At 73.7% G+C, this 25206-nt stretch carries 28 protein-coding genes and 1 pseudogene; 13 read left to right on the forward strand and 16 right to left on the reverse strand.

Annotated features, from left to right (window positions below; all coding sequences use genetic code 11):
• Positions 1 to 27: 27 nt before the first annotated feature.
• The 8 genes from AB0F89_RS17900 to AB0F89_RS17935 all read right to left on the reverse strand — a co-directional run bounded on the left by AB0F89_RS17900 (position 28) and on the right by AB0F89_RS17935 (position 10967).
• Positions 28 to 1200, reverse strand: a complete 1173-nt coding sequence (locus AB0F89_RS17900) for a sensor histidine kinase (RefSeq protein ID WP_367137609.1) — start codon at positions 1198 to 1200, stop codon at positions 28 to 30.
• Positions 1197 to 2918 (reverse strand): cation acetate symporter, encoded by a 1722-nt coding sequence (locus tag AB0F89_RS17905; RefSeq protein WP_367137611.1) that lies wholly within the window; start codon positions 2916 to 2918, stop codon positions 1197 to 1199. Before AB0F89_RS17905 ends, AB0F89_RS17900 begins: the two co-directional genes overlap by 4 nt.
• Positions 2915 to 3301: a DUF485 domain-containing protein gene (locus AB0F89_RS17910; RefSeq protein WP_367137613.1), complete on the reverse strand. Its 387-nt coding sequence runs from the start codon at positions 3299 to 3301 to the stop codon at positions 2915 to 2917. The genes AB0F89_RS17905 and AB0F89_RS17910 overlap by 4 nt, the downstream gene beginning before the upstream one ends.
• Entirely contained in the window at positions 3298 to 4137 is an 840-nt protein-coding gene (locus tag AB0F89_RS17915) for a LytR/AlgR family response regulator transcription factor (protein WP_367137615.1), read from the reverse strand. Before AB0F89_RS17915 ends, AB0F89_RS17910 begins: the two co-directional genes overlap by 4 nt.
• Before the next feature lie 36 nt (positions 4138 to 4173).
• Complete coding sequence (locus tag AB0F89_RS17920) at positions 4174 to 4482, reverse strand: hypothetical protein (protein ID WP_367137617.1); 309 nt, start codon at positions 4480 to 4482, stop codon at positions 4174 to 4176.
• Between the two features lie 242 nt (positions 4483 to 4724).
• The gene (locus tag AB0F89_RS17925; protein ID WP_367137619.1) at positions 4725 to 7646 is read right to left on the reverse strand and encodes a BTAD domain-containing putative transcriptional regulator; all 2922 of its coding nucleotides are present in this window, start codon (positions 7644 to 7646) and stop codon (positions 4725 to 4727) included.
• A 106-nt stretch (positions 7647 to 7752) separates the two neighbouring features.
• Complete coding sequence (locus AB0F89_RS17930) at positions 7753 to 10236, reverse strand: DEAD/DEAH box helicase (RefSeq protein WP_367137621.1); 2484 nt, start codon at positions 10234 to 10236, stop codon at positions 7753 to 7755.
• Positions 10237 to 10298: 62 nt separating this feature from the next.
• The gene (locus AB0F89_RS17935) at positions 10299 to 10967 is read right to left on the reverse strand and encodes a haloacid dehalogenase type II (RefSeq protein ID WP_367137623.1); all 669 of its coding nucleotides are present in this window, start codon (positions 10965 to 10967) and stop codon (positions 10299 to 10301) included.
• An 82-nt stretch (positions 10968 to 11049) separates the two neighbouring features.
• Here AB0F89_RS17935 and AB0F89_RS17940 point away from each other — a divergent pair, with 82 nt between their 5' ends.
• The 5 genes and pseudogenes from AB0F89_RS17940 to AB0F89_RS17960 all read left to right on the forward strand — a co-directional run bounded on the left by AB0F89_RS17940 (position 11050) and on the right by AB0F89_RS17960 (position 13896).
• Positions 11050 to 11376: an ArsR/SmtB family transcription factor gene (locus AB0F89_RS17940; protein ID WP_367137625.1), complete on the forward strand. Its 327-nt coding sequence runs from the start codon at positions 11050 to 11052 to the stop codon at positions 11374 to 11376.
• 95 nt (positions 11377 to 11471) lie between these two features.
• On the forward strand, positions 11472 to 12161 hold the full coding sequence (locus tag AB0F89_RS17945) for an energy-coupling factor ABC transporter permease (RefSeq protein ID WP_367137627.1): 690 nt from the start codon (positions 11472 to 11474) through the stop codon (positions 12159 to 12161).
• Positions 12158 to 12466: a PDGLE domain-containing protein gene (locus tag AB0F89_RS17950; protein WP_367137629.1), complete on the forward strand. Its 309-nt coding sequence runs from the start codon at positions 12158 to 12160 to the stop codon at positions 12464 to 12466. Before AB0F89_RS17945 ends, AB0F89_RS17950 begins: the two co-directional genes overlap by 4 nt.
• A 44-nt stretch (positions 12467 to 12510) precedes the next feature.
• Positions 12511 to 13104 (forward strand): annotated as a pseudogene (gene cbiQ / locus AB0F89_RS17955) (cobalt ECF transporter T component CbiQ); the annotation flags it as partial.
• A gap of 42 nt (positions 13105 to 13146) precedes the next feature.
• A complete protein-coding gene (locus AB0F89_RS17960) occupies positions 13147 to 13896 on the forward strand; it encodes an energy-coupling factor ABC transporter ATP-binding protein (protein ID WP_367138908.1) in 750 nt (249 codons plus the stop codon).
• Between the two features lie 29 nt (positions 13897 to 13925).
• Here the strand turns inward: AB0F89_RS17960 and AB0F89_RS17965 are convergent, their stop codons facing one another.
• Positions 13926 to 15050, reverse strand: coding sequence for a lytic polysaccharide monooxygenase (locus AB0F89_RS17965; protein WP_367137631.1), 1125 nt, complete (start codon positions 15048 to 15050; stop codon positions 13926 to 13928).
• Between the two features lie 198 nt (positions 15051 to 15248).
• On the opposite strand from AB0F89_RS17965, the gene AB0F89_RS17970 reads away from it, so the two are divergent.
• Positions 15249 to 15413: a hypothetical protein gene (locus AB0F89_RS17970; RefSeq protein WP_367137633.1), complete on the forward strand. Its 165-nt coding sequence runs from the start codon at positions 15249 to 15251 to the stop codon at positions 15411 to 15413.
• Between the two features lie 13 nt (positions 15414 to 15426).
• Here AB0F89_RS17970 and AB0F89_RS17975 read toward each other — a convergent pair whose 3' ends face one another.
• Positions 15427 to 15846, reverse strand: coding sequence for an SRPBCC family protein (locus AB0F89_RS17975; protein ID WP_367137635.1), 420 nt, complete (start codon positions 15844 to 15846; stop codon positions 15427 to 15429).
• Between the two features lie 30 nt (positions 15847 to 15876).
• Positions 15877 to 16482, reverse strand: coding sequence for a uridine kinase (locus tag AB0F89_RS17980; RefSeq protein WP_367137637.1), 606 nt, complete (start codon positions 16480 to 16482; stop codon positions 15877 to 15879).
• 159 nt (positions 16483 to 16641) lie between these two features.
• Here AB0F89_RS17980 and AB0F89_RS17985 point away from each other — a divergent pair, with 159 nt between their 5' ends.
• From AB0F89_RS17985 to AB0F89_RS18005, 5 genes are read left to right on the forward strand one after another with little or no spacing between them, the layout of a single operon-like run.
• Positions 16642 to 17103, forward strand: coding sequence for a hypothetical protein (locus tag AB0F89_RS17985; RefSeq protein WP_367137639.1), 462 nt, complete (start codon positions 16642 to 16644; stop codon positions 17101 to 17103).
• Entirely contained in the window at positions 17100 to 18338 is a 1239-nt protein-coding gene (locus AB0F89_RS17990; protein WP_367137641.1) for a PPE domain-containing protein, read from the forward strand. Before AB0F89_RS17985 ends, AB0F89_RS17990 begins: the two co-directional genes overlap by 4 nt.
• Positions 18335 to 18601: a WXG100 family type VII secretion target gene (locus AB0F89_RS17995; protein WP_367137643.1), complete on the forward strand. Its 267-nt coding sequence runs from the start codon at positions 18335 to 18337 to the stop codon at positions 18599 to 18601. Before AB0F89_RS17990 ends, AB0F89_RS17995 begins: the two co-directional genes overlap by 4 nt.
• Positions 18594 to 19232 (forward strand): hypothetical protein, encoded by a 639-nt coding sequence (locus AB0F89_RS18000; protein ID WP_367137645.1) that lies wholly within the window; start codon positions 18594 to 18596, stop codon positions 19230 to 19232. The genes AB0F89_RS17995 and AB0F89_RS18000 overlap by 8 nt, the downstream gene beginning before the upstream one ends.
• A 29-nt stretch (positions 19233 to 19261) precedes the next feature.
• Complete coding sequence (locus tag AB0F89_RS18005) at positions 19262 to 19807, forward strand: hypothetical protein (RefSeq protein WP_367137647.1); 546 nt, start codon at positions 19262 to 19264, stop codon at positions 19805 to 19807.
• On the opposite strand, the gene AB0F89_RS18010 is transcribed toward AB0F89_RS18005, so the two are convergent.
• Entirely contained in the window at positions 19734 to 20483 is a 750-nt protein-coding gene (locus tag AB0F89_RS18010; protein ID WP_367137648.1) for a helix-turn-helix transcriptional regulator, read from the reverse strand. The two genes, AB0F89_RS18005 and AB0F89_RS18010, sit on opposite strands and share 74 nt — an antisense overlap.
• Positions 20484 to 20555: 72 nt before the next feature.
• Between AB0F89_RS18010 and AB0F89_RS18015 the strand changes: the two genes are divergently transcribed.
• On the forward strand, positions 20556 to 21317 hold the full coding sequence (locus AB0F89_RS18015) for an ESX secretion-associated protein EspG (protein WP_367137649.1): 762 nt from the start codon (positions 20556 to 20558) through the stop codon (positions 21315 to 21317).
• Between the two features lie 130 nt (positions 21318 to 21447).
• On the opposite strand, the gene AB0F89_RS18020 is transcribed toward AB0F89_RS18015, so the two are convergent.
• Genes AB0F89_RS18020 through AB0F89_RS18035 form a run of 4 tightly spaced genes read right to left on the reverse strand, consistent with a single transcriptional unit; the run spans position 21448 to position 23754 of the window.
• Entirely contained in the window at positions 21448 to 21690 is a 243-nt protein-coding gene (locus AB0F89_RS18020; RefSeq protein ID WP_367137651.1) for a hypothetical protein, read from the reverse strand.
• Complete coding sequence (locus AB0F89_RS18025; protein WP_367137653.1) at positions 21690 to 21965, reverse strand: YbaB/EbfC family DNA-binding protein; 276 nt, start codon at positions 21963 to 21965, stop codon at positions 21690 to 21692. Before AB0F89_RS18025 ends, AB0F89_RS18020 begins: the two co-directional genes overlap by 1 nt.
• Positions 21962 to 22981: a CHAP domain-containing protein gene (locus tag AB0F89_RS18030; protein WP_367137655.1), complete on the reverse strand. Its 1020-nt coding sequence runs from the start codon at positions 22979 to 22981 to the stop codon at positions 21962 to 21964. Before AB0F89_RS18030 ends, AB0F89_RS18025 begins: the two co-directional genes overlap by 4 nt.
• Positions 22981 to 23754: a type VII secretion target gene (locus AB0F89_RS18035; RefSeq protein WP_367137656.1), complete on the reverse strand. Its 774-nt coding sequence runs from the start codon at positions 23752 to 23754 to the stop codon at positions 22981 to 22983. The genes AB0F89_RS18030 and AB0F89_RS18035 overlap by 1 nt, the downstream gene beginning before the upstream one ends.
• Before the next feature lie 103 nt (positions 23755 to 23857).
• On the opposite strand from AB0F89_RS18035, the gene AB0F89_RS18040 reads away from it, so the two are divergent.
• On the forward strand, positions 23858 to 25192 hold the full coding sequence (locus AB0F89_RS18040) for a replication-associated recombination protein A (protein ID WP_367138910.1): 1335 nt from the start codon (positions 23858 to 23860) through the stop codon (positions 25190 to 25192).
• The last annotated feature ends 14 nt before the right edge of the window (positions 25193 to 25206 follow it).

Consider the following 25206-nt stretch of genomic DNA (forward strand, 5'->3'; position numbering starts at 1 on the left):
CGGCCGGCCGCGACCTCGCGCCCGTCGTCAGGCGTGCACGCCCGCCTGGTACTTCGGCACCCGCACGCTGATCTTCGTACCGAGCCCCTGCGCCGTCTCCACGACCAGGCCGTAGTCGTCGCCGTAGCAGCGCCGCAGCCGCTCGTCGATGTTCCCCAGCCCGATCCCGGCCGTCTCGCCGACCTGGCCGGCCAGCGTGCGGCGCAGCGCGTCGGGGTCCATGCCGATGCCGTCGTCCTCGATGGTGATGTGCGCCTCCGCGCCCGCGTCGGCCGCCAGGATCGAGATGTGCCCCGGCCCGACCTTGCCCTCCATCCCGTGCCGGACCGCGTTCTCCACCAGCGGCTGCAGGCACAGGAACGGCACCGTCACCGGTAACACCTCGGGCGCGATCTGCAGCGTCACCTTCAGCCGCTCGCCGAAGCGGGCCCGTTCCAGCGCCAGGTACTGGTCGATCGACTTCAGCTCCTCCGACAGCGTGGTGAAGTCACCGGCCCGGCGGAACGAGTAGCGGGTGAAGTCGGCGAAGTCCAGCAGCAGCGTGCGAGCGCGCTCCGGGTCCGTGCGCACGTACGACGCGATGGCGGACAACGAGTTGTAGATGAAGTGCGGCGAGATCTGCGCCCGCAGCGCCCGCACCTCCGCCTCCACCAGCCGGGTCCGCGACCGGTCCAGCTCGGCCAGCTCCAACTGGCCCGACGCCCACCTCGCCACCTCGTTCGTGGCCCGCACCAACCCGGCCGACGCCTCCCGGCTGTACGCCGCCAGCACGCCGACCACCCGGCCCTCGACGGTCAGCGGCGCGAGCACCGCCGTGTGCACCGGGCAGTCCGGCGCGGAGCACGTGATGTCGAACGCGCGGGTGCGGCCGGTGTCGAACACGTCGGCGGCCAGGCCCATCGCCTCGGTCGCGTGGTGCTCGCCGTCGCCCTCCCACGCCACCACCTCGGTCTCGTCGGTCAACGCCAGCGCGGGCGTGCCCAGCAGCGTCCGCAGGTGCTTGGCCGACTTCTTCGCCGCCTCCGGCACCAGCCCGGCGCGCAGCGGGGGAGCGGCCGACCACGCGGTGTGCAGCGTCTCGAACGTGATCCGCTGCTCGTGGGTCAGGAAGTCGTTGCGGGTGCGGGAGGTCCACCACAGCGTGATCACCACGGCCAGCCCGACGGCCAGTATCGCGCCCGCCGTGAGCAGCGCGGTCACAACCGGTCCTGACTGCGCAGACCCAGGTTCTCCGGCGCGTGCAAGCGCACCATGACGTGGTTCACCCCCGGCGGCAGCCTGCGCGGCGTCAGCAGCGACACCGCGTACATCACCACGAAGCCCAGCGGCACGGTCCACGCGGCGGGCCGGGCCAGGAACACGTGGTACCACTCGTCGCGACCACCGGCGCTGATCGTCACCAACCCGGCCACCAGCGCGGGCAGCCCGCCCGCGACCATCCCGGCCACCGCGCCGACCGTGGTGATCCGGGTGCTCCAGATGCCCAGCACCAGCAGCGGGCACAGCGACGACGCGGCCACCGCGAACGCCAGGCCGACCATGTCCGCCACCGGCACCTTGCCGACCAGCCACGTCATGCCCAGCGGCACCAGCACGGCCAGCACCGTCGACACCCGGAACCCGCGCACGCCGCGCAACCGCAGCACGTCCCGGCTCAGCACGCCCGCCAGCGACACCATCAGGCCCGACGACGTGGACAGGAACGCGGCGAACGCCCCACCGGCCACCAGCGCGCCCAGCAGCTGACCGCCCAGCCCGTCGACCATCCGGCTCGGCAGCACGAGCACCACCGCGTCCGTGTCGCCGGTCATCAGCAGCTCGGGCGTGTACAGCCGGCCGAGGGCGCCGTAGATCGGCGGCATCAGGTAGAACACGCCGAGCATCCCCAGCACGATCAACGTCGTGCGGCGCGCCGCCCGGCCGTTCGGGTTGGTGTAGAAGCGCACGATCACGTGCGGCAGGCCCATCGTGCCCAGGAACGTGGCGATGATCAGCGAGTACACCGCGTACAGCGGGAACCGCTCGCCGCCGCGCATGGGCAGCGCCCACTCGTCGTTGCCGGTCGCCGGGATGGACCGGATGTGCGGCACGGCCGCGCCCTCGGGGAACGTGAGCCGGGAACCGGCGGCCGCGGTGTGCGTGCCGGGGGTCAGCTCGCCGCCGCCGTCGACCCGCTGCCCGTCCACCCGGCCGTCGCCGGTGAACGGCGTGCCGCGGGGCGCCTCGAACGTCGTGTCGGTGTCGAAGGTGACCGTGGTCTGCTTCGGGAACTCGGGGAAGCCCGGCCCGGTCAGGTCGCGCGCGCCGTGCGCGTGCCAGGCCATCACCAGGAACACCACCGGCACCGCGATCGCGGTCAGCTTGAGCCAGTACTGGAACGCCTGCACGAACGTGATGCTGCGCATCCCGCCGGAGACCACGTTCGTGCCGACCACGACCGCCACCACCAGCGCGCCCACCCAGTTCGGCGCGCCCGTCACCGTGTTCAGGGTGAGCCCGGCGCCCTGCAGCTGCGGCAGCAGGTACAGCCACCCGATGCCGAGCGCGAACACGCTCGCCACCGCGCGCACCGCGGGCGAGGCGAACCGCGCCTCGGCGAAGTCCGGCAGCGTGTACGCGCCGCTGCGGCGCAGGGGCGCGGCGACCAGCGCGAGCAGCACCAGGTAGCCCGCCGTGTAGCCGACCGGGAACCACAGCATGTCCGGGCCGTGCGCGAAGATCAGCCCGGCGATGCCGACGAACGAGGCCGCCGACAGGTACTCGCCGCCGATCGCGGAGGCGTTCCACCAGGGCGACACGGTCCGCGAGGCGACGAAGAAGTCCGAGGTGGTCCGCGAGATCCGCAGCCCGTACGTGCCGACCAGCATCGTCCCGACCGCGACGACCAGCACCGCGATGACGCTGTACGTGCTGCTCACGAACGTTCCACCAGCTCCGCGAACTCCCGTTCGCCGCGCTCGGCCTGGCGCACGTAGAACCAGCCCGCGAGCACGAACACCGGGAACACCAGGAAGCCGAGCAGCAGCCACGGCAGCGGCAGGCCGAGCAGCCGCTGCGCCCCGACCCGCGGCACGAACGTGAAGAGCAGCGGCAGCGCCGCGACGCTGCCGCACACCACCGCGCACAGCAGCAGCCCGAGCCGCCGCTGGGTGCGGATCAGCGAGCGCATGTAGACCGCGCCGAGTTCGCTCTGCTCGTCGATCTCGCGTGACGCCGGGTACGGGCGGGGTGCGCGCGGGGCGCGGGTGCGCGGGCTGGTCACCACGACCCGCTGGGCGTGCGGGCGCTGCGGCGAGGTCACGACGGCTGCCGGTTGCGGCGCACCAGCAGCTGCCGGAGGTGCCGGGCGTGCCGCCTGCTGACCGGCAGCACCGCGCCGCCGATGTTGACGCTCAGGTGCCCGTCCTCCAGCCGCAGCTCGTCGATGTGGCCGAGCGAGACGAGGTGGCTGCGGTGGATGCGGACGAACCCGGCGGAGCGCCAGCGCTCCTCCAGCCCGTTGAGCGCGGCGCGGACCAGCCCGCTGCCGGTGGCGGTGTGCAGCCGGGCGTAGTCGCCGTGCGCCTCGACGTAGCGGATGTCGGCCAGCCGGATGAACCGGGTGATGCCGCCCAGCTCGACCGGGATCACCTCGTCGCCGACGTCGGGCGCCTTCTCGGCCGGCGCGGCGGCGGCCGGTTCCGCGGTCTTCGAGTCCAGCACCTCGTGCACTATCCGGTGCACCGACTCGGCCAGCCGTTCCGCGCGGACCGGCTTGAGCAGGTAGTCGAGCGCCTTGAGCTCGAACGCCTCGACGGCCGGCTCTTGGTGCGCGGTGACGAAGACGATGCGCGGCGGTTGGGCGAACCGGGAGAGCACGCGGGCCAGGTCGAGGCCGTCCAGGCCGGGCATCCGGATGTCGAGGAAGACGGCGTCGACCGGCTGGCCGGCGTCCATCGCGCGGTGCAGCGTCCGCAGCGCCTTGGTCGCGTCCGTCACGGCCTCGACGTGACCGATGCGCGAGTCCGAGCGCAGCAGGTAGACGAGGTCTTCCAGGGCGGGGGCCTCGTCGTCCACGGCGAGCACCCGCAGCGTGCGCTCCAGCGCCCCGCGGCGCTCCGGGCCCTCGCAGAGCGGGCAGGGGAGTCCTGAGGTCATCGAAGTCCAATGCGATCCGGTCGGCGGCGTCGGCGATCAGACCACCGGACGCCTATCCTCACCCTTCGGGGTGGCCAAGGGCAATGACCGGCGCGCGGCCTCCGCGTCACCGAGCGTCATCTCCAGTTCGAGGAACGCCTCCTCGGCCCGCCGCGCGGCCAGCGAGACCGACGCCGCGGCGGCGCTGCCGACCAGCCTGCGGGTCGGCCCGTGCAACCCGCGCACCACGTCCGACCACTCGTCGACCACCCGGGCCAGCGCGGTGAGCGCGCAGACCAGCTCGGCGGACGTGCGGGGCGCCGGGTCCGCGATCCGCGCCAGTCCGACGTGCGGATCGGAGTCCATGCCATCCCCCACGGTGAGCCACCCGAATATCGAAACCAGATGTTCCCGTTCCCGCCCACACGGGTCAACGACCCTAAGGAGTGGTCTCAATCGGACCTCCCACGAGTCGAACCCCCACGTCCCGCGAGTCGAACACTCAGGACCCCCGAATTCAACACTCGCGTCTGCCGACGAGCACGCGAATGTCGAACTCGGGGGCCGTGAACGTTCGACTCGCGGGTCCCGAGTGTTCGACTCGCCGGTCAGGGGAGGTCGGTCAGGGCGGTGGTGGTTTGGGATTCGACGTCGCCGAAGCCGCTGCGCAGGGCCAGGTCGCGGCCCACCCGGGCGTGGCGGAGGGCTTCGACGGGGCGGCCGTCAGCGGCGAGGGCGCGGATCAGGTGGACGTGGGAGCGGGCCACGCCGTAGCGGTAGTCGCTGGACGTGGCCAGTTCCAGGGCGCGCAGGTGGGCGGCCACGGCGCGGGACGGTTTGCCCAGGTGGCGCAGCACGAGGCCGAGCGCGTTGTGCACCTCGGACTCGATCCGCGGGCAGCCGCCCAGCTCCTGCACCAGCGCCAACGACCGCTGCGCCGTCCGCAGCGCCTCCGCGTGCTCGCCGCCCAGGCACAACGCCGTCGCCAGGTGCGCCATCGCCTCCGCCCGAGCGTGCCGCGCCCCCGTCCGGAACCACGCCGCCAACGCGTGCCGCAGCAGCTCCACCGCCTCCGCGTGCTCACCGGCCGCCGTGTGGCACCGGCCCAGCAGCGCGGCGCACGAGGCTTCCAGGTTCACCCCGGCCGCCGTCCGGGCCAGCGCCAGCCCCTCCGACAGCAGCGACTTCGCCACCACCAGCTCGCCGCGCATCATCCGCAACGCCCCGAGCCCGGCCAGCGCCCCGATCCGCACGTGCGGCCCGGCCCAGTCCTGCCCGCTCAACGCCATCAGCCGGTCGAACGAGGCGAACGCCGCCGGGAACTCGCCCAGCTCCAGGTGCACCACGCCGTCCAGCCCGGCGTGCAGCCACACCGCCCGCCCCACCGGCCGCGCCGCCCGCAGGTACCGCTGCGCCGACCGCAGGTTGCCCAGGTTGCGGTGCTCGGCCGCCAGCCACACCAGCATCATCGTCTCGGCCTCGTGGTCGCCGGCGGCCCGCGTCGCGCCCAGGGCGGCGTCGATCGCCCGCACGAACTCCACGTGGTGCCCGTGCGAGCCGAAGTACCCGCCGACGGCGTCGATCAGCTGCCACGCCATCGGCAGCGGCCCGTGCTGCGCGCAGTGCTCGGTCGCCGCCAGCACGCTCGGCCGTTCCGCGTCCAGCCACTCCCGGGCCGCGTCCGGGCTCATCCGGGGCGGCCCGGACACGCCCAGCTCCGGGTACAGCACGTTCCCGACCTCGACCGACGTGGTCAGGTACCAGTCGAACAGCCGCCGCCGCGCCGACTCCAGGTCCTCGCCGGCCGCCGCCGCGCGGTCGGCCGCGTAGTCGTGCAGCAGGTCGTGCAGCGCGAACCGGTCCGGCCCGACCCGCTGCACGAGGTGCGCCGACGCCAGGTCCTCCAGCAGCCCGCGCGCCACCCCCTCGGACGCGTCCAGCAGCGCCGCCGCGCCGAACACGCTGAAGTCCGGCCCCGGCAGCAGCCCGGTCAGCCGGAACAGCCGCGCCGCCTGCGGCGTCAACGCCGCGTAGGACAGGTCGAACGCCCGCCGTACGGCCGCCGTGTCGTCGTTGTCCACCGCCAGCGCGGCCAACCGGTCGCCGCCGCGCAGCTCCTCCACGTACGACGCGACGTCGACGTGCGACGAGCCGACCAGGTTGCCCAGCGCGATCCGCAGCGCCAGCGGCAGGTAGCCGCACAGCCGGGCCAGCTCGCCGAGCGCGTCGAACTGCGTCACGGCCGCCTCCGCGCCGAGCGACCTGGCCAGCAGCTTCCACGCCTCGTCGCCGCGCAGCACGTCCAGCCGCACGGTGGTGGCGCGCAGCCGCAGCTCGTTGCGGCTGGTGATCAGCACCGAGCAGCCGGGGTCGGCGGGCAGCAGCGGCAGCACCTGCTCGACCGACGCCGCGTTGTCCAGCGTGATCAGCACCCGCCTGCCGCGCAGCCGGGCCCGGTAGCCGTCGACCAGCTCTTCCTCGTCGACCGGGATGTGGTCGGACCGCACGCCCATCGCCCGCAGGAACCGGGCCAGCACGGCCGACGTCGGCAGCGGGGGTGACGTGGAGTGCCCGCGCAGGTTCACGTACAGCTGGCCGTCGGGGTAGCGGTCGCGCACCGCGTGCGCCACCGAGATGGCGAACGCCGTCTTGCCGACGCCCGGCGGCCCGCACACCACCACGGCCGCCGTCGCGCGCGTCAGCAACCCGGTCACCCGGCCCAGCTCCGCGCCGCGGCCGACGAAGTTGCCGACCGGCGCGGGCAGCTGCGACACCGGCGCCCACGTGCCCGCGGCGGGCTGGTGCAGCGCCGGGTCGCCGGTGAGGATCGCGTGGTGCACGGCGCGCAGCGAATCGCTCGGGTCCACGCCCAGCTCCCGCGCCAGCGCCGTCGACGCCTGCCGGTAGGCGTCCAGCGCGTCGGCCTGCCGGTCGACCCGGTACAGCGCCACCATCAGCTGCGACCAGAACCGCTCGCGCAGCGGGTGCTGCGCGGTCAGCCGGCGCAGGTCGGCGATCACCTCGTCGCACCGGTCCAGCCGCAGCTTCACGTCGACCAGCTCGGAGATCACCCGCAGCCGCCGCTCGGCGAGGTTGGGCGCCTCCGTCTCGTGCAGCGACTCCGACGGCACGTCGGCCAGCGGCGGGCCGTGCCAGCACTGCAGCGCGCGCTCGTAGCACCCGGCGGCGGCGGCGAAGTCCTCGGCGGCGGCCAGTTCCGCGCCCTCCTCGGCCAGCGCCTCGAACCGGTGCAGGTCCAGCGCGCCGGCCGGCAGGTCGATCCGGTAGCCGGTGGGGGTGGTGTGGATGAGCCGCGGGTCGCCGAGCGCGCGCCGCAACCGCATCACGTACACCGGCAACGTCTGCGCCGCGCGGTCCGGCGGGTTCTCGCCCCACACCCGGCGGATCAGGTCGCTCGCGGGCACCGAGCGGTTCGCGCCGAGCAGCAGGGTGGCCAGGACGATGCGGTGCTTGGCGGCGGTGACGGGGACCGAGCGGCCGTTCCGGCGGACCACGAGGGACCCCAGCACGCCGAACTCGTCCTGCGACAGGGCTGACCGCCTCCGTTCTCTCCCGACGTTGACATGCTCGTGCCCCGGTCCCCACCGGAGTACCACCGGATGGACTCCAGGGCCGTCAGAGCCTGCCGACTTCGGTGATCCGCAGCGCGGCCGTGCCGATCTCGTCGGACTCGGCCAGGTCGACCTCGGCGGTGAAGCCCCAGTCGTGGTCCTTCGCCGGGTCGTCCAGGACCTGGCGCACCCGCCACAGCCCCGGCTCCTCGGTGATCACCAGCAGCGCCGGGCCGCGCGCGTCCGGGCCCATGCCGATCTCGTCGTGCTCCTCGTAGTACGGCTCCAGCGCGTCCTGCCAGTCCTGCGCCGACCAGCCCGCTTCGCCGTCCAGCTGCCCCAGCTCGTAGTAGTTGCGCCTGGCGGCCAGCTCCACCCGCCGGAACAGCGCGTTGCGCACCAGCACCCGGAACGCGCGCACGTTGCCGGTGACGGCGGGCGGCGCGTCGCTCAACGACGTCTCCGCCGCTTCTTCGCCGGGGTTGCGCAGCTTCTCCCACTCGTCCAGCAGGCTGGAGTCGACCTGGCGGACCAGCTCGCCCAGCCACTCCTGCAGGTCGCTCAGCTCCTCGGTCTTGGCGTCCTCGGGCACGGTCTGCCGCAGCGCCTTGTACGCGTCGGCCAGGTACCGCAGCACCAGGCCCTCCGAGCGGGCCAGCTGGTAGTGGGAGACGTACTCGGCGAACGTCATCGCCCGCTCGAACATGTCCCGCACCACGGACTTCGGCGACAGGTGGTGGTCGGCGACCCACGGGTGCCCGCGCCGGTAGGTGGTGAACGCGGCCTCCAGCAGCTCCTGGAGCGGCTTCGGGTACGTGACCTCCTCCAGCAGCTCCATCCGCTGGTCGTACTCGATGCCCTCGGACTTCATCGCGCCGATGGCCTCGCCGCGCGCCTTGTGCTCCTGCGCGGACAGCACCTGCCGGGGGTCGTCCAGAGTGGACTCCACGACCGACAGCACGTCCAGCGCGTAGCTCGGCGACTCGCGGTCCAGCAGCTCGACGGCGGCCAGCGCGAACGGCGACAGCGGCTGGTTGAGCGCGAAGTTGACCTGGAGGTCGACGGTGAGCCGGATGTCGCCGTTCTGCCGCTCCACCACGCCCGCCGCCAGCAGCCCCCGGTACATCTGGATGGCCCGCAGGATGTGCCTGCGCTGCGCGGGCCGGTCCTCGTGGTTGTCCTCCAGCAGGTGCCGCATGGCGGCGAACGCGTCGCCCGGCCTGCCGATCACGTTGAGCAGCATGGCGTGGCTGACCTGGAAGCTGGACGTCAGCGGCTCCGGCTCGGCGTTCTTCAGCCGCTCGAAGGTCTGGTCGCTCCACGACACGAAGCCCTCGGGCGCCTTCTTGCGCACCACCTTGCGCCGCTTCTTCGGGTCGTCGCCCGCCTTGGCCAGCGCCTTCTCGTTCTCCACCACGTGGTCGGGCGCCTGCACCACGACCGTGCCGACGGTGTCGTAGCCCGCGCGGCCCGCGCGACCGGCGATCTGGTGGAACTCGCGCGCCTTCAGGTGCCGGGTGCGCTGGCCGTCGTACTTCGACAGCGCGGTGAACACGACGGTGCGGATGGGCACGTTGATGCCGACGCCGAGGGTGTCCGTGCCGCAGATGACCTTCAGCAGGCCGGCCTGCGCCAACTGCTCCACCAGCCGCCGGTACTTCGGCAGCATGCCCGCGTGGTGCACGCCGATCCCGTGCCGCACCAGCCGGGACAGCGTCTTGCCGAACCCGGAGGTGAACCGGAACCGGCCGATCATGGCCGCGATGTCGTCCTTCTGGGCGCGCGTGGCGACGTTGACCGACATCAGCGACTGGGCGCGCTCCAGGGCGGACGCCTGGGTGAAGTGCACGACGTAGACCGGGGCCTCGTTGCCGTGCAGGAGCTCTTCGATCGTCTCGTGCAGCGGCGTGGTGACGTACTGGAAGTTCAGCGGCACCGGGCGCTCGGCGGAGCGCACCACCGACGTCGTGCGGCCGGTGCGGCGGGTCAGGTCCTTCTCGAAGAACGCGACGTCGCCCAGGGTGGCCGACATCAGCAGGAACTGCGCCTGCGGCAGCTCGACCAGCGGCACCTGCCACGCCCAGCCGCGGTCGGGCTCGGAGTAGAAGTGGAACTCGTCCATGACGACCTGGCCGACCTCCGCGCCGGCGCCGTCGCGCAGCGCGATGTTGGCCAGGATCTCGGCGGTGCAGCAGATGATCGGCGCGGTCTCGTTGACGCTCGCGTCGCCGGTCACCATGCCGACGTTCTCCGCGCCGAACGTGTCGATCAGGGCGAAGAACTTCTCCGACACCAGGGCCTTGATGGGCGCGGTGTAGAAGGTCCGCTTGCCCTCCGCCAGCGCGGCGAAGTGGGCGCCGGTGGCCACCAGCGACTTGCCCGAGCCGGTCGGCGTGCTGAGGATGACGTTCGAGCCGGAGACGATCTCGATCAACGCCTCCTGCTGCGCCGGGTACAGCGACAGCCCCCGTTCGCCCGCCCACTCGGCGAAGGTGTCGTAGAGGACGTCGGGATCGGGGGTGGCCGGCAGGCGGTCGGTGAGAGTCATCGCAGGCAGAGCATAGTGGTAGCCCGCCGGCCGGTCCGGGAACCGGCCGACGGCCCGCGCGGTCAGCCGCCGTACTTGGCGATCAGCTGGTCGGCCACGTCGGCCAGGTCGGCGCCGATGATGGTCGGCGCGTCGGCCAGCGGCAGCGGGGCGCGGCCCTCGCGGGCGACGAAAGCGGTGTTCAGCCCGGCCGCGGCGGCGCCGGCGACGTCCCAGTCGTGCGCCGCGACGAGCACCGCGTCGGACGCCTCGACGCCCTGCTCCCGCAGCACCAGCCGGTACGGCTCGGGGGCGGGCTTGAGGCGCTGCACCTGGTCGGCGGCGTAGATCGCGTCGATGAGCGGCCGCAGGCCGGAATTGACCATCTGGTCCTCGGCGGCGGCGGCGACGGAGTTGGTCAGGGTGACGACGCCGAAGCCCGCCCCGCGCAGCCGGGTGATCGACTCGGCCACCTCGGGGTGCGCGGGCAGCTTGCGCAGCAGCGCGCCCAGCTCCTTCTGGTGGTCGGCGGTCGCCGTGCCGCCGCGCGCCGCGACGACGGGCAGCAGGCAGGCGCCCGCGATCGCGCCGAGCGGCTGGTAGCCGCCGAGGGCCGTGGTGGTCAGCGCGTTGTGGATCATCAGGTCGAACCACTCGCGCCGGGCGCCCGCGTCACCGGTCAGCTCGGTGAAGAAGTCGTCCAGCGGGGCCAGGTCGAGCAGGGTCTCGTTGACGTCGAACACGCAGAGCACGGCCGCCTCCAGAGGTACGATGAACGTCGTACCCAGAAGGTACGATGAAAGCAGTACCTTGTCGAGGTGGAGGAGGACGAGCGTGGACATGCCCGTGCCGCCGATCGCCGAGGTCGACCTCGGTCAGGTGTTCCGCGCGCTGGCCGACCCGCTGCGCCGGGCGGTGGTGGCCGAGCTGGTCGCCGACCCGGGCGACGCCGAGCGCGCGTGCTCGTCGTTCCCGATGCCGGTGGCGAAGTCCACCAGGACCCACCACTGGCGGGCGCTGCGCGAGGCCGGGCTGATCCTCCAGCGCGACGCGGGCAACGGCACCTTCGTCCGGCTGCGCCGGGCCGAGTTCGACCGCCGGTTCCCCGGCCTGCTCGCCACCCTGACCGAGCTGACCAGGGAGACCGCGCCGTCGGTGTGAGCCGGCCCGCGTTCGCGCCTCACCCCGCTGGGTGATCGAAATCGTTGTTGCAGCGAGCTGGCCACTGCCGACCTCTTGCAACTAGCGTGAGGTCCGTGTCGGATCCGGTAGCAATGCACATGAGCGACGGCCTGCTCAACGCGCCGACGTCGCTGCTGTTCGTCGCGGTCGCCGTGGCGGGGGTGGGCGTGGCGCTGGCCAAGGCCCGCGGCGACCTGGACGACCGGACCGCGCCGATGGCGGGCCTGGTCGCGGCGTTCGTGTTCGCCACCCAGATGCTGAACTTCCCGGTGCTGCCGGGGGTCAGCGGCCACCTGCTCGGCGGCGCGCTCGCCGCCATCCTGGTCGGACCGTGGGTCGGCGCGCTGTGCGTGACGATCGTGCTGGTCGTCCAGTCCCTCTTCTTCGCCGACGGCGGCGTGACGGCGCTCGGCGCGAACGTCACCAACATGGCGCTCATCGGCACCGCGGTCGGTTATCTGACGGCCGTGGCGCTGCGCGGGCTCGCCACCCGCAGCAAGGGCGGCCTGGCCGCGGTCGCGTTCATCTCCGCCCTGGTCAACACGGTGCTGGCGTCGTTCGGCTTCGTGCTGGAGTACGCGATCGGCGGCCAGGGCGGTGTCGGGTTCGGCACGGTCGCCGCCGCGGTGCTCGGCGTGCACGTGCTGATCGGCATCGGCGAGGGCCTGATCACGGCGGTCACCGTGACCGCGGTCGCGGCTGCCCGGCCGGACCTGGTGCACCTGTTGCGCGGCGTGCCGCAGAAGCTGGAGCTGAGGGCGTGAAGCGCTTCTTCCTGGGGTTCGTCGTGGTCAGCCTGCTGCTGGCCGGCGTCGTGTCCTACTTCGCCGACTCGAACCCGGACGGCCTGGACCACGTCACCGAGCAGCACGGCATCGCCGAGCACGCGCAGGACCACCCGTTGGGCGGCGGGCCGCTGGCCGACTACGCGGTGGCGGGCGACGACCGGTTCACCGGCGTGGCGGGCGTCCTCGGCGTCGTGCTGACGCTGGCCGTGGCCGGTGGGCTGTTCTGGTTGCTGCGCAAGCGGCCCGGCGCGCGCCCCGACGTGAAGTCCGACGTGGGGTGAGCGCGGGCCACCACGGTTTCCTGCACCGGCCGGGCGACTCGCCGGTGCACCGGCTCGCCCCGCAGGTGAAGATCGTCGCCGCGGTGGTGGCGGTGCTGTGCGTGGTGGCCACGCCGCGGGACGCGTTCTGGGCGTTCGGCGCGTACCTGCTGGCGCTCGGGGCGGTCTGGGCGGTGGCCCGCGTCCCGGTGCGCTGGTTCGCCGCGCGGTCGGTGATCGAGGCGCCGTTCGTGCTGCTGGCCCTGGTGCTGCCGTTCACCGGCGCGGGCGAGCGGGTGGACCTGCTGGGCCTGTCGGTCTCCGCCGAGGGCGCGCTGGCCGGGTGGAACATCCTGGCCAAGGGCACGCTCGGCCTGCTCACGTCGTTGACGCTGGCCGCCACCACCGCGCCGCAGGACCTGCTGCTCGGCCTGCAGCGGCTGCGGATGCCGTCGGTGCTGGTCACCATCGCGACGCTGATGCTGCGCTACGCCGAGGTGATCGTCGGCGAGGCCAAGCGGATGCGGGTGGCCCGGATCTCCCGCGGCGACGACCCGAGGTTCCTCTGGCAGCTGGGCGCGACCGCGCGCGGCATCGGCAGCCTGTTCATCCGCTCCTACGAACGCGGTGAGAGGGTGCACCTGGCGATGGTGTCGCGCGGCTGGACGGGCCGGGTGCCCGATGGCGCGGGAGGTGGCGCGGTGGTCGAGCCGAGGCGGGACGCGCCCGCGCTGGTGGTGGAGCGGCTGGCGTACGCGTACCCGGACGGCCACCAGGCCCTGTTCGGGGTGAACCTGCGGGTGGAACGCGGTGAGCGCGTCGCGCTCCTCGGTCCCAACGGCGCGGGCAAGACGACGTTCGCGCTGCACCTCAACGGCGTGCTCGGCGGTGGTTCCGGCCGGATCGAGGTGGCCGGGCTGCCGGTCGGGAAGGCGAACCTGAAGGAGATCCGCCGCCGCGTCGGCCTGGTCTTCCAGGACCCCGACGACCAGCTGTTCCTGCCGACCGCGCGGCAGGACGTGGCGTTCGGCCCGGCGAACTTCGGGCTGCGCGGCGCGGAGCTGGACGCGCGGGTGGACGCCGCGCTGGCCGCGGTCGGCATGCTCGACTTCGCCGAGCGGTCGCCGCTGCACCTGTCCGGCGGGCAGCGCCGTCGGGTCGCGCTGGCCACCGTGCTGGCCTGCGACCCCGAAGTCCTGGTGCTCGACGAGCCCTCGGCGAACCTGGAACCGGTGGCCCGCCGAGAGCTGGCCGAGGTGTTGCTGGAGTTGGACCGCACCATGCTCATGGTCACCCACGACCTGCCCTACGCGCTGCAGCTGTGCCCGCGCAGCGTGCTGATCGACGGCGGGGTCGTGGTGGCCGACGGACCGACGCGGGAGCTCCTGGCCGACACCGGGTTGCTGGCCCGGCACCGGCTGGAGCTCCCGTTCGGGTTCCGCCTCGACTGAGGGAACCCCGGATCAGCCCGACAGGGGGATCAGGGGCTGGTGCAGGTCACCGTCGGCAGCGAGTTGGTGCCGGAGAAGTTGGCCGTGAAGCCGAACTTCACCGACTGCTCGACGCCGACAGTGCCGTTCCACGCGGCGTTCTTGACGATCACCTGCGAGCCGGAGCCGGACTTCACGCCGCTCCAGAGGCTGGTGATGGTCTGACCGTTGGCCCAGTCCCACTTGGCCGTCCAGCCGTTGTACGGGCTCTTGCTGTGGTTCATCAGCTCGACCTCGGCCTGGAAGCCGCCGGACCACGCGCTGGTGATCTTGTAGATCGCCATGCAGTTCGCGTCACCCGGGTTGTTCGGCGTCGTGGTGGTCGGGGTCGTGGTGGTGGTGCTGGTGGACGTGGTGGTGCTGGTCGTCGTGGTGGTCGTGGTCGTCGTCGTGGTGCCGCCGCCGTCGCCGACACCGGTCTCCTGGCCGTTGCCACCGTCGAACACGACGTCGGAGCAGTTGTAGAACGTCTCCGCGCTGTCCGAGCGGGTCCACACCGAGTAGATGATGTGGCGGCCGGACTTGCCGGAGGGCAGGTTCGCGTTCCAGTAGTACTTGCCGTCGATGCTGCCCACCGGGCCGCTGTTCGCCGGGTTGGTGACGCTGTGGAACGGCGTGCTCTCCAGGTCGCTCCAGGCCAGCGGCCGGGTCGGGCTCCAGCTGTCCTTGGTGACGTACAGGTGGAACGTGCCGGGGTGCGCGGCCCACTTGTTGTAGGTCCAGGAGAAGTTCGCGCCGGCGGTCAGGTGGGTGACCGGGTAGTCGTTGCGGGCGATGTCGAACCCGGAGAACGTCGGGTTGCCGCCGCTGCACAGCTTGCCGTCGGGGATGAAGCCGCTGGTGCGGCCGGCGCCGTCGGACCTCAGCACGCCGAACCAGTTGTACAGCGCGTTGGTGCCGCCGGACGACACCGCGGCGGAACAGGCCGGGTTCTTGGGCTGGATGTTGCCCTGCTGGGTGAGGCCGTCCTTCCAGCACATGAAGGTCCGGCTGCCCGGCGTCATCATCGCGCCGTGCGCGGACGCGGTGGTGGGGCCGACCACATTCACGAGCGCGGCGATCAGCAAGCTTGCCGCACCGGCCGAGGCCAAGGCGATCCATCGTCGGGCCGTCACGTCGTTCACCTCCTCGTTGAGGTTCTGGGAGCGCTCCCAGGAACGACTGACTCTAACGCCGCCGACCGCGATATGTGAATGCTCGACTACGCAGTGCCTCCCAGCGGCGCAGTCCGTGCCGCCTGACGGACGCGTGCTGCTGCACCCGGACGCGGGGCCGCCGGATGCGACGGTTCCGGGCCGCACTGGGCCGTGCGGGTGACCGGCGGGCGCGGGCTGGCGGTGATCGGGCTGGCGGTGGCCGGGGTGCGGGTGGCCGGGCTGGAGGACGTGCGGCCGGCGCAGCGCCCGCTGCGCCGGCCCGGCGTGCCCGGTTCAGGCCGATCAACCCCGGTGTCGCTCTTTCCCGATCAACCCCGCTGACCGGTGAAAACCGTCACGTCACGCTTTGCGTCGCCAGCGCTGCGAGCCGTTCCAGCGCCTGCGCGAGCTGTTCGTCGGCCATCTCGGCCGCCTCGCCGGCGACCGCCGCGTGGTGCTCGCCGCTCACGTCCAGGCGCAGCACGACCCGGCTCGTGCCGGGACCGGCCTCGTCCACCTGGAGCCACCCCGAGTAGCCGGCGCGCTCCAGGTCGCCCCACTCCAGCCGGCGCTGCTCGACGTCCGCCGCCAGGTAGCCCTCGGCCTCGTCGATCTCGTCGCCGACCGACACCCGCCCGGTGATCCGCTCCGGCCCGCTCCGCTCGACCTGCACGCCGTCCGGCAGCCAGGCCTCCATCGCGGTCACGTCCCGGGCCAGGTCGAACACCACCCGCGCGTCGACCGGAATCGTCTGCTCGTGCTCGAACTCAGCCATGCCGGCAGCAGTACCCCCGGCCCGGCCCGGCTACACCGCCGCGGGCGCCCTGTCCCCGATCGAGGCCAGGTCCACCCGGTGCGGTCGGACCGGGCGCATGCCCGCGTCCACGCAGCGCCGCACCACGCCAGGGTGCTCGCGCAGCAACCGCAGGCCGCGACGGGCCAGCAGCGGCACCGGCTTGCGCGCCTCGGCCACGTCCCGGGCGAACCGGCGGGCGAAGGTGACGACGGAGTTGGGCGCGAGCACGAGGGCGTCGGCCAGCACACCTGCCTCGCGGCAGCCGGCGACCAGCCGGTCGGCGAACAGGCCCTCGGCGATGAACAGGCCGGGCGCGGTCACCGTCCGGCAGCCGACCCGGCGGTCCTCGCCGAGCTCGTACACGGGCGCGTCGACGGCGCCGGTGGTGGCCAGCTCGACCACGGCGGCGAGGGCGTCGGCGGTGTTCCAGGAGCCCTCGGCGTCCCAGTCGGGGCGGCCCGCCTCGTCGCGCGGCAGCAGCGGGTCGTCGCCTTCGCGGTAGAAGTCGTCGAGGCGCAGCACGGGCAGGCCGAGGTGGGCGGCGAGGGTGGACTTGCCCGAGCCCGAGGGGCCGGCGAGCAGGACGGCGCGCGCGTGAACGGCGGGTGACGGCACGGGTGACGATTTTCGCACAGGTCCGGGCCGGGAGGTGAAGGGTCGGGATGTCGGGCAGCGCACACCGAGGGGGAGGGGGCTTGTCCGACCGTGCAGCGCCGCTGCTCCTTTGTGCACCCGCTCTGGCCACCTGCGCACGGGCGCACCACCATGTGCACCATGGTCGTCAGGGTGCGCGGCGTGGAACACGCCAGGCAGATGCGCGAAGAGCTGCGCGAGGAGCAGCCCGGACAGCGGGCCGTCGCGATGCCGGTGGTGTCCGAGCCCACCGGCGCGGGCGCCGCGGACGTGGTCGCCGAAGGCGGTGACCGCATCGAGCTGGACCTGGCCTCCTTCTCCGCCGCCACCGCCGACCTGGACCGGCTGCACCGGGTGCTGACCGACCTGCTGGCCCGCGCCGACCGGGAGCTGGACCAGCCGCTCGGCGACGGCAAGGGCCCGGTCGCGCTGAACATGCGCCGGGCGTTCGGGCTGCGCGGCGGCGAGGAGGACGGCGGCGTGCGGGCGGCGCTGCGGACGTACGTCGCGGAGCTGACCGCGCTGCGCAGGGCGTTGCAGCAGGTGAGCGCGACCCACCAGGCACAGGACGAGCTGGTCGAGCAGACGTTGAGGCAGCTGTGAGCGAGCGCAGGGGCGGCTACTACTCCGACTTCCACGACGCGTCCGCGGCCACCCGCCGGGACCGCGCGAAGCGGGTGCGGCAGCGCCGGGCCAACCGGGCCCCGGAGAAGTTCGGCAAGATCAACTGGCGGGCGTACACCCACCGGCAGCTGTGGGACATGGTGAAGTCCGCCGACGCCGCGCAGATGGCCACCCGCACCTACGAGTGGCAGAAGCTGGCCGCGGAGATCGACGAGGCGACGGCCGACGCGCAGAAGGTCGTGCAGACCCTCGTGATGTCGTGGCGCGGTCCGTCGGCGGTGGCGGCGGCCGGTTCGGCGTCCCGGCTCACCGAGTGGGCCGTGGACGCCTCGCGCCGCGCGTCCCGGGTGGGCGGCGGCCTGGAGGGCTACACCTGGGCGGTGACCGAGGCGGCCAGGGCGATCCCCGAGCCGGTGCACCCGGACGCCGAGAAGTGGTTCCGCGACGGGTACGACGTGACCACGCTGGACGGCCCGCAGGGCGCCTACATGCTCAAGCAGCTGCTGGACGACCACATGCCGACCAAGCGCGAGCAGCAGGAGGCCCTGGACCGGGCCGTCCGCGTCATGGAGCAGTACGAGGCGGCCAGCCACGGGATCGGCGAGCAGCTGCCGACCTTCGACCAGGCGCCGCCCGGCGCGCGGTCCACCCCGCCGGACGAGTCGCCCGTGCCCATGCCGGTGCCGCCGCCCTGGCAGCCGCCACAACCGCCGCAGCACCCGCGGCCCTGGCCGCCCCGGGACGACACCTCCCACCCCGACCCGGTGGTCGACCAGCCGACCACCCAGCCCGGCGTGCGGCCGGAGGGCGTCACGTCGGCCGCCGGCGCCGGACCGGCGGTCGGCTCGCCGGGGTACGCGGGTCCCGGCGGGTTCGGCTCGCAGGCGGGCTACGGAGGACCCGGCGGTGGGCTGGGTGGCGGGCTCGGCGGTGGGCTCGGCTCGGGACCCGGCGGCGGTGCGGGCCAGGGCGGGTTCGGGCCGGTCGGCCAGGGTGGCGCGTCCGGCGTGCTCGGCGCGGTGCCCGGCGGCGCGGCGGCCCGCGGCGGTGTCGGACCGGTCGTCGGCGCGGGCGGACCGCAGGGCTTCGGCATGTACCCGCCGATGGCGCCGGGCAACCGCGAGGACGACGCCGAGCACCGCAACCGCTACGACCTCGGCCTGGACCTGCTGGACGACCTGCCGCCCGCGTTCCCGCCGGTGCTCGGCGAATGAGCGGCGGCTACCGGGTCGACCCGGACGTGCTGACCGCGTTCGCCGGCCGGCTGGACGAGGTCGCCGACGAAGCGCGGGCCGCCGCGTCCACCGTGGCGGAACCGCCGGGCGACCTCGGCCCGGAAGGCGTCACCGAGGCGGTCGAGCACCTGGTGGCCGAGTGGGCGAGGGCGTTGCGCGGTGTGGGGCTGGACGCGGTGGCCGACGAGGTGCGCGCGGCGGGTGAGACCTACCGGCGGGCCGACGAGCTGCGCCATGACTGACTACCGGGGTCTCGGCTTCGACCCCGCGCCCGGTCGCGCGGGCGCGGTGGCGGCGGCGAGCGAACGGCTCTCGGTCGCGTTCGCGGCGCCCGGCGCGCCACCGGAGGAGTGGACGGGCGCGGCGGCGGACGTGTTCAGGACGCGGTTGGAGGCGGTGGTGTCGGAGCTGACGGCGGTGCGGCGCGCGATGCGGGCGGCGGCCGAGGTGCTCGACGGCTGGGCCACCACGCTGCTGGGCAACCAGCGGCGGGCCGAGGAGCTGGACCGGCGGGCGCTCGGCCTGCGGCGCGCGCTGGCCGACGCCGAGGACGAGCTGGACCGGACCGGCGCCATGGCCGCCTTCACCGCCGCCGACGGCGAGGCGCACCAGCGGGCCGTCGCCCGGCACGACGAGCTGCGGCGGCAGCTGGACGAGGTGCTGGAGGAGGCCCGGCTGCTGGAGCGCGACCACCGCGCGGAGGCCAGGCGGGTCGCCGAGCGGCTGCGCGCCGAAGAACCGCCGACCGCCGTCGCGGACGCCCTGGCAAGCTTCTCCGCCATGACCTCCGAGTTGGCTTCCGTGCTGCTCGGCCCACCCCGGCCGGCGTCCACCAGGGGCGCGGCGGCGGCGTTCCGGGCGGGCCTGGGGTGAGACTCGCTCCCGTGCCGGGGGTGACCCCGGTGGCACTAGGCACCCCTGAACGCACCGCGGCGGAGCTGTTGGCCGTCCTGCGCCGGCTCAAGGGCACCCACGACCCCGGGCTGGAGGTGTCCGCCACTCAGGCCGCGGAACTGGCGCACCGGCAGGGCGCGGGGCTGCTGGCCGTCGTGGAGCACCGGGACGCCGACCCCGCGCTGCTGGTGGCGGGCGTGGTGGCCGTCGACCGGCCGACCGACCCCGGCGAGCCCGCGTTCCACCTCGACGGACCGGCGATCCGCGAGGTCACCCGCGGTGAGACGGCGACCGGCTACCCGGTGGTGATCGTGGAGCGCATCCCGGTCAGCGGGCCCGGCGCGCAGCTCCAGGTGGTGGTGACCGACCCGGACCACCCGCGGATCGCGGTGTTCACGCTGCACTCGCCGTCCGGGCGCGGCTGGCTGGAGGTGGCGGGCATCGCGGGTCGGTTCGTGTCCGGGGTGGTGTTCGACGCCGTCAGCGGTTCCGGAACTCGCTCGGCGTCCGCCCGACCACCTGGCGGAACGTCCGGGAGAAGTGCGCGGCGCTGACGAAACCGCAGTCCCGGGCGATCTCGCCGATGCCGCGCGCGGCCTTCGCCGGGTCGGCCAGCAACGCCTTGGCCCGGTCGATCCGCAGACCGCGGATGCGCTCGGACACGCCCTGCCCGTCGTCGAACAGCTGGTAGAGGCGGCGGCGGGAGATGAACAGCGCCTCGGCGACCCGGTCCGCGCTCAGGGTCGGGTCGGCCAGGTGCTCGCGCATGTACTCCACCGCCTCGCGCCGCCGCGCGGCCAGGGAGTCCACCCGGTCCAGCTCGGCGCGCAGGGCGCTGCGCAGCACCAGTTCGGCCAGGCCGAGCAGGTGGTGCGACAGGCCGTGCGGGTCGAGGGCGGGCGCGGCGGCGAGCACCTGCGCCACCGCGGCGGCGAACACCGACCGCAGCGCCGCCTCGACCGGCACCGACTGGAACATCAGCGGTCTCAGCTCGCCGAACCCGACGGTCAGCCGCGCCTCGGCGACGGTCAGCATCACCACGCCCGGCAGCACGTGCAGCGCGCAATCGGGAAACCGAAGCGAGGTCCCGCCGCCGGGCACGCCACCGCCGACCGCGCAGCCGACCAGCAGCTGGATGTGCTCCGGGGTGGCCGCGCCCCCGCTGAGCGCGGCTTTGGCCGCCGCCGCGCCGGAAGCCCGCACAGTCAGGAACCCGCCGGCGACGTCCACGTCGAGCAGCGTAACCACCGGTGTGGCCGAACCGGCCGCGAAAGGCGCCGCCGACCGCTACCTTCTCAGCCCATGGCCCGACGTTCGGCGACCGCGGTCGTGTTGTCCCACCTGGAGTTCGACCTGCTGTGGGAGGACCTGGGCACGGGTGAGCCGCCCTACCCCCTCGAAGTGCCGTCGCACGGCGGGACGGAGGACGAGCGGGACGCCCTCGGCTCGGAGGTCCTGCGCACGCTGACCGAGGCGGGCCTGGCCGACGGCGAGGACGTCTCGGTCGAGCTGGAGGACCTGTTCACCCTCCTCGCGCACGGCGAGGTGTCGGTGGACGCCCTGGTGTTCCGCCCGCACCCGTGGCGGGTGCTGGCCACGGCGCGGGGGCGGCACGGCGTGCTGGTCGTCCTCAACGACCGCGAGGTGGCGCTGGAGCCCGTCACCGACCTGGTGGCCGCGGTCGCGCGGGTCGTCGGCGACGCGCCGGCCGGTCCGGGCGAGCAGGTGCGGATGCCGAGGCCGGTGTTCTCCGCCGCCGTGGACGCCTACGCCAAGTCCGGCCACGCCGCCATGGAGCGCGTGCTGGCGCAGGCGTCCATCACCGGCCGCGCCACCCGGTCGATCACCACGCTGGTCGACTCGCCGCGCCAGGCCACCGGTCAGCTGGCCGCCACCGGCCCGGCCGGCCGGTCCCGGGTCCTGAGCTGGACCGACACCGCCGCCGGCCGGTACGCGCTGACCACGGAGACGACCGCGGACGGCGAGTGGGTGCACCTCTCGCCCGCCGACGGGCAGTGGCTGGTCCGCCACCTGACCACCCTGCTGCGCCAAACCACCACCTGACCGCCCCGCTGCGCCAGGCCACCTGCCCCCTCCCGACCGCGCGACACACCCCTCCCGACCGTAGGACTCTCGCGAGAGTCCTACGGTCGGAACGCGAGAGTCCTACGTTCGGAACGGGTGAGTTGAACGTTCAGGGCGTGATCAGGGCGGGTGGGACGACGTCGGCCAGCACGGCCATGCCGTCGGCCAGCGCCGCCGCCGCGGCCTCGTCGGCCAGCCGGCGGACGAGGCCGGCCAGCTCGGTCGGCGGCATGGTCAGCGCCTCCCGGCTGAAGTCCAGCCCCACGGGCTTGCCGTGCAGGTCGACCACCACCGTCACACCCCGGTCCGACGCCTCCCGCCGGATCGCGTCCAGCCGCTCCCCGAACCCCATCACACCCGCCAGGTCTCGGGAGTCGTGTCCTCGACCGACTCCTCCATCCGCGTCTCCACCGTCAACCCGAGCGCGCTCACGTCACCCAGCGCGCGCTGCACGCGAGCGTTCGCCCGCGCGGTGGCGGTGTCGACCAGTCCCAGGATCGCCTCCGCCAACCGCGTCCGCCCCAGCCGCAACGACCGCGCGTCCAGCACCAGGTCGCGCAGCCCGCCACCGGGACCGACCTCCACCGCGATCCCGGTGTCCGGGTCGTGCGCGTGTGCCGTGATCACGGGTGCACCCCTCCGTAGAACGTCGCCGAGCTGAGCCGGTGCGTGTTGCGCCGCACGCTGTCGCCGGAGTTGCCCTCGATCAGCGTCACGGTCCCACCGGAGACCTTCTCCACGATCCCGATGTGCGTGCTGGTCGACGGGCTGCTCGGCCCGCTCCCGAACAGCAGCACGTCCCCGGGCTTCACCGAGTCCAACGACGTGTACGCCTTCCCGTTGCGCTGCCCCCACCGGAACACGTCGCCGGTGAACGGCAGGAGCGGGATGTCCACACCGGCCTTGCGCCACATCGCGGTGGCGAACGACGAGCACCACGCCGCCGTCGGCCCGTACGGGTTGCGGTTGCTGCCCGGCGGGTTCTCCCGGGTGCCCAGCTCGCGCCTGGCCGCCGAGATGATCGTCCGGGACCGGCCGCGGGCGCGGGCGCCGGACGGCTTGGTGCCGCCGCGGGCGCGCTCGGCGCGGCCGTCCGCGACACCGTCGTGCTCGACCTCCTTCTCCAACGCGCGCAGCTTGCGGGCGGCGTCCTCCAGCTCGCCGCGCACGTGCCGCACGGTGGCGGTGGTCTCCTTGGTGTACTTGGGCTCCAGGTCGGCGGCCTGGGCGACGGCCTTGAGCAGCGCGGCCTGCGTGCCGACGGCCTTGCCGGTGTCCAGCAGCCGGGTCGCGGTGTCCAGGTACTCGTCCACGGCCTGCCGCGCCCGCGCGTGCCCGGTGGTCAACGCGCTGCTGACGCCGGCGACGACCTTCTCCGCGTCCCGGGCGGCGTCGGCGGTGGTCCGCACCTGCCCGGCCAGCCGGTTCGAGCGCTTCTCGAAGCTCTCGGAGTTGTCGCCCTTCCAGTGCTCCAGCACCGCCTTGGCGGCCTTGCGCTGGTCGTCGTGCTGCTCGGTGAGGCCGATCGCGGTCTGGTGCAGCGCGTACTGGACCTTCACCGCGTCCTCGGCCTTGCCCGCCAGCGAGTTCCGGTGGCCGATCATGCTCTCGGCGAAGTGCCTGGCCATCGCTCGGGTGTCCACTAGCCCTCCCCTCCGCCGCTCACGCCGCCGCGACCACCGAGCGAGCGGGAGACGTCGTCGTCCTGGTCCTTGTAAGCGCGGGCCGAGCGGCCGGCGGACGTGGCCAGCGCGTCCGTGTTGTGCGCGACCGCCTTGACCTGCTTGCGCAGCGCCGCGCCGAAGTTGTCCAGCGCGTCGGCGAACCCGGACTGCTTGCCGATCCGGCCGAAGCTGTCCTCGGCGACCTCCCGCACCTCGCGGACGTGCCGCCGGCCGATCGCGGTGAGGTCGTCGGCCGAGCCCGCCGTGCGCCGGGCGTAGTCGCGCAGCACGCCCACGTCGACCGAGAACCCGCCCCCACCCCGCGAACCGCCGCCCCTCGAACCGCCACCGCCACCTCCGCCTCCGGAGCCGCCACCCCCGCGCTTCATCCGCTCGACGCCCCGACGCGCCTCGTCCAGGTGACGCTTGTAAGCGCCGTTCGTGTAAGTGCTCCACGGCGTCCAGGACCGCCCGTCCCCGGAGATCTTGTACGCCGCACGGGCGTTCTCCTGCGGGTCGAACAGCTCCCGGTTGGACTCCAGCCCGAACTCGCGCCGCCGCGCCGGCCCCATCGAGCCCAGCATGTTGATCTGCCAGAGCCCGTAGGAGTTGTCCGGCGGGTTGGGGTTGTGCGCGCGGGGATCGCCGCCGGACTCGGCCAGCGCGACCGCGACCGCGATCGTCAGGTCCTCGCCCCGGAACCCCGCGTCGTGCGCGTGCCGGGCGATCCGCTCCGGGCTCAACTCGCTCATGCCGCACACCCTGCACCGGCAGTGACCAGCAGCGGAACCGCCGTTGCACGCTCGGACAGCGGCTGTGCACGCGCGAGCTACAGTCGAACGCGTGAACGAGGGGATGTTCGACGACGGCCTGTTCGGCGTCGACCCGGAGGAGAAGGCGGCGCGCATCGCCGCCAACGCGCCGCTGGCCGTGCGGATGCGCCCGCGCACCCTGGACGAGGTGGTCGGGCAGGACCACCTGCTCGGGCCGGGCGCGCCGCTGCGCAGGCTGGTCGAGGGCTCGTCGCCCGCCTCGGTCATGCTCTACGGCCCGCCGGGCACCGGCAAGACGACGCTGGCCACGCTCGTGTCGCAGGCCACCGGCAGGCGGTTCGCCGCCCTGTCGGCGCTGTCGGCGGGCGTGAAGGAGGTGCGCGCGGTCATCGAGGAGGCGCGCCGCCGGCTGGTCCGCTCCGGCGAGTCGACCGTGCTGTTCATCGACGAGGTGCACCGGTTCTCCAAGACCCAGCAGGACGCCCTGCTCGGCGCGGTGGAGGACCGGATCGTGCTGCTGGTCGCGGCGACCACGGAGAACCCGTTCTTCTCCGTCGTCTCGCCGCTGCTGTCCCGGTCGCTGGTGCTCCAGCTGCGCCCGTTGACCGACGACGCGGTGCGCGCGCTGGTCCGGCGCGCGGTCTCCGACGAGCGCGGCCTCGGCGGTTCGATCACGGTCGAGCCGGACGCCGAGGACCACCTGGTCCGGCTGGCGGGCGGTGACGCCCGGCGAGCGTTGACCGCGCTGGAGGCGGCGGCGGACGCGGTCGGCGAGGGCGGCGCGCTCGACCTGGCGACGTTGGAGGCGACGGTCGACAAGGCGGCCGTGCGCTACGACCGGCAGGGCGACCAGCACTACGACGTGACCAGCGCGTTCATCAAGTCGATCCGCGGCTCGGACGTCGACGCCGCGCTGCACTACCTGGCCCGGATGATCGAGGCGGGCGAGGACCCGAGGTTCATCGCCAGGCGGCTGGTGATCCACGCCAGCGAGGACGTGGGCATGGCCGACCCGACCGCGCTGCAGACGTGCGTGGCCGCGGCGCAGGCCGTGCAGCTCATCGGGCTGCCCGAGTGCGCGCTGAACCTGGCCCAGGCCACCGTCCACCTGGCCACCGCGCCCAAGTCGAACGCCGTGACGACCGCGATCGGCGCGGCCATGGCGGACGTGCGCAAGGGCGCGATCGGCGCGGTGCCCGCGCACCTGCGCGACGGGCACTACGCGGGCGCGGCCAAGCTCGGCAACGCCCAGGGCTACCGCTACCCGCACGACGTGCCGGAGGGCGTGCTGACCCAGCAGTACCCGCCGGACGACCTGGTCGGCCGCGACTACTACGAGCCGACCGGCCGGGGCGCGGAGCGGGTGCTCGCCGACCGCGTGCCCAAGCTGCGCCGGGTCGTCCGGGGCCAGGAGTAATTCCATTTCCGATC

Source organism: Saccharothrix sp. HUAS TT1 (assembly GCF_040744945.1).
Taxonomy (GTDB): domain Bacteria; phylum Actinomycetota; class Actinomycetes; order Mycobacteriales; family Pseudonocardiaceae; genus Actinosynnema.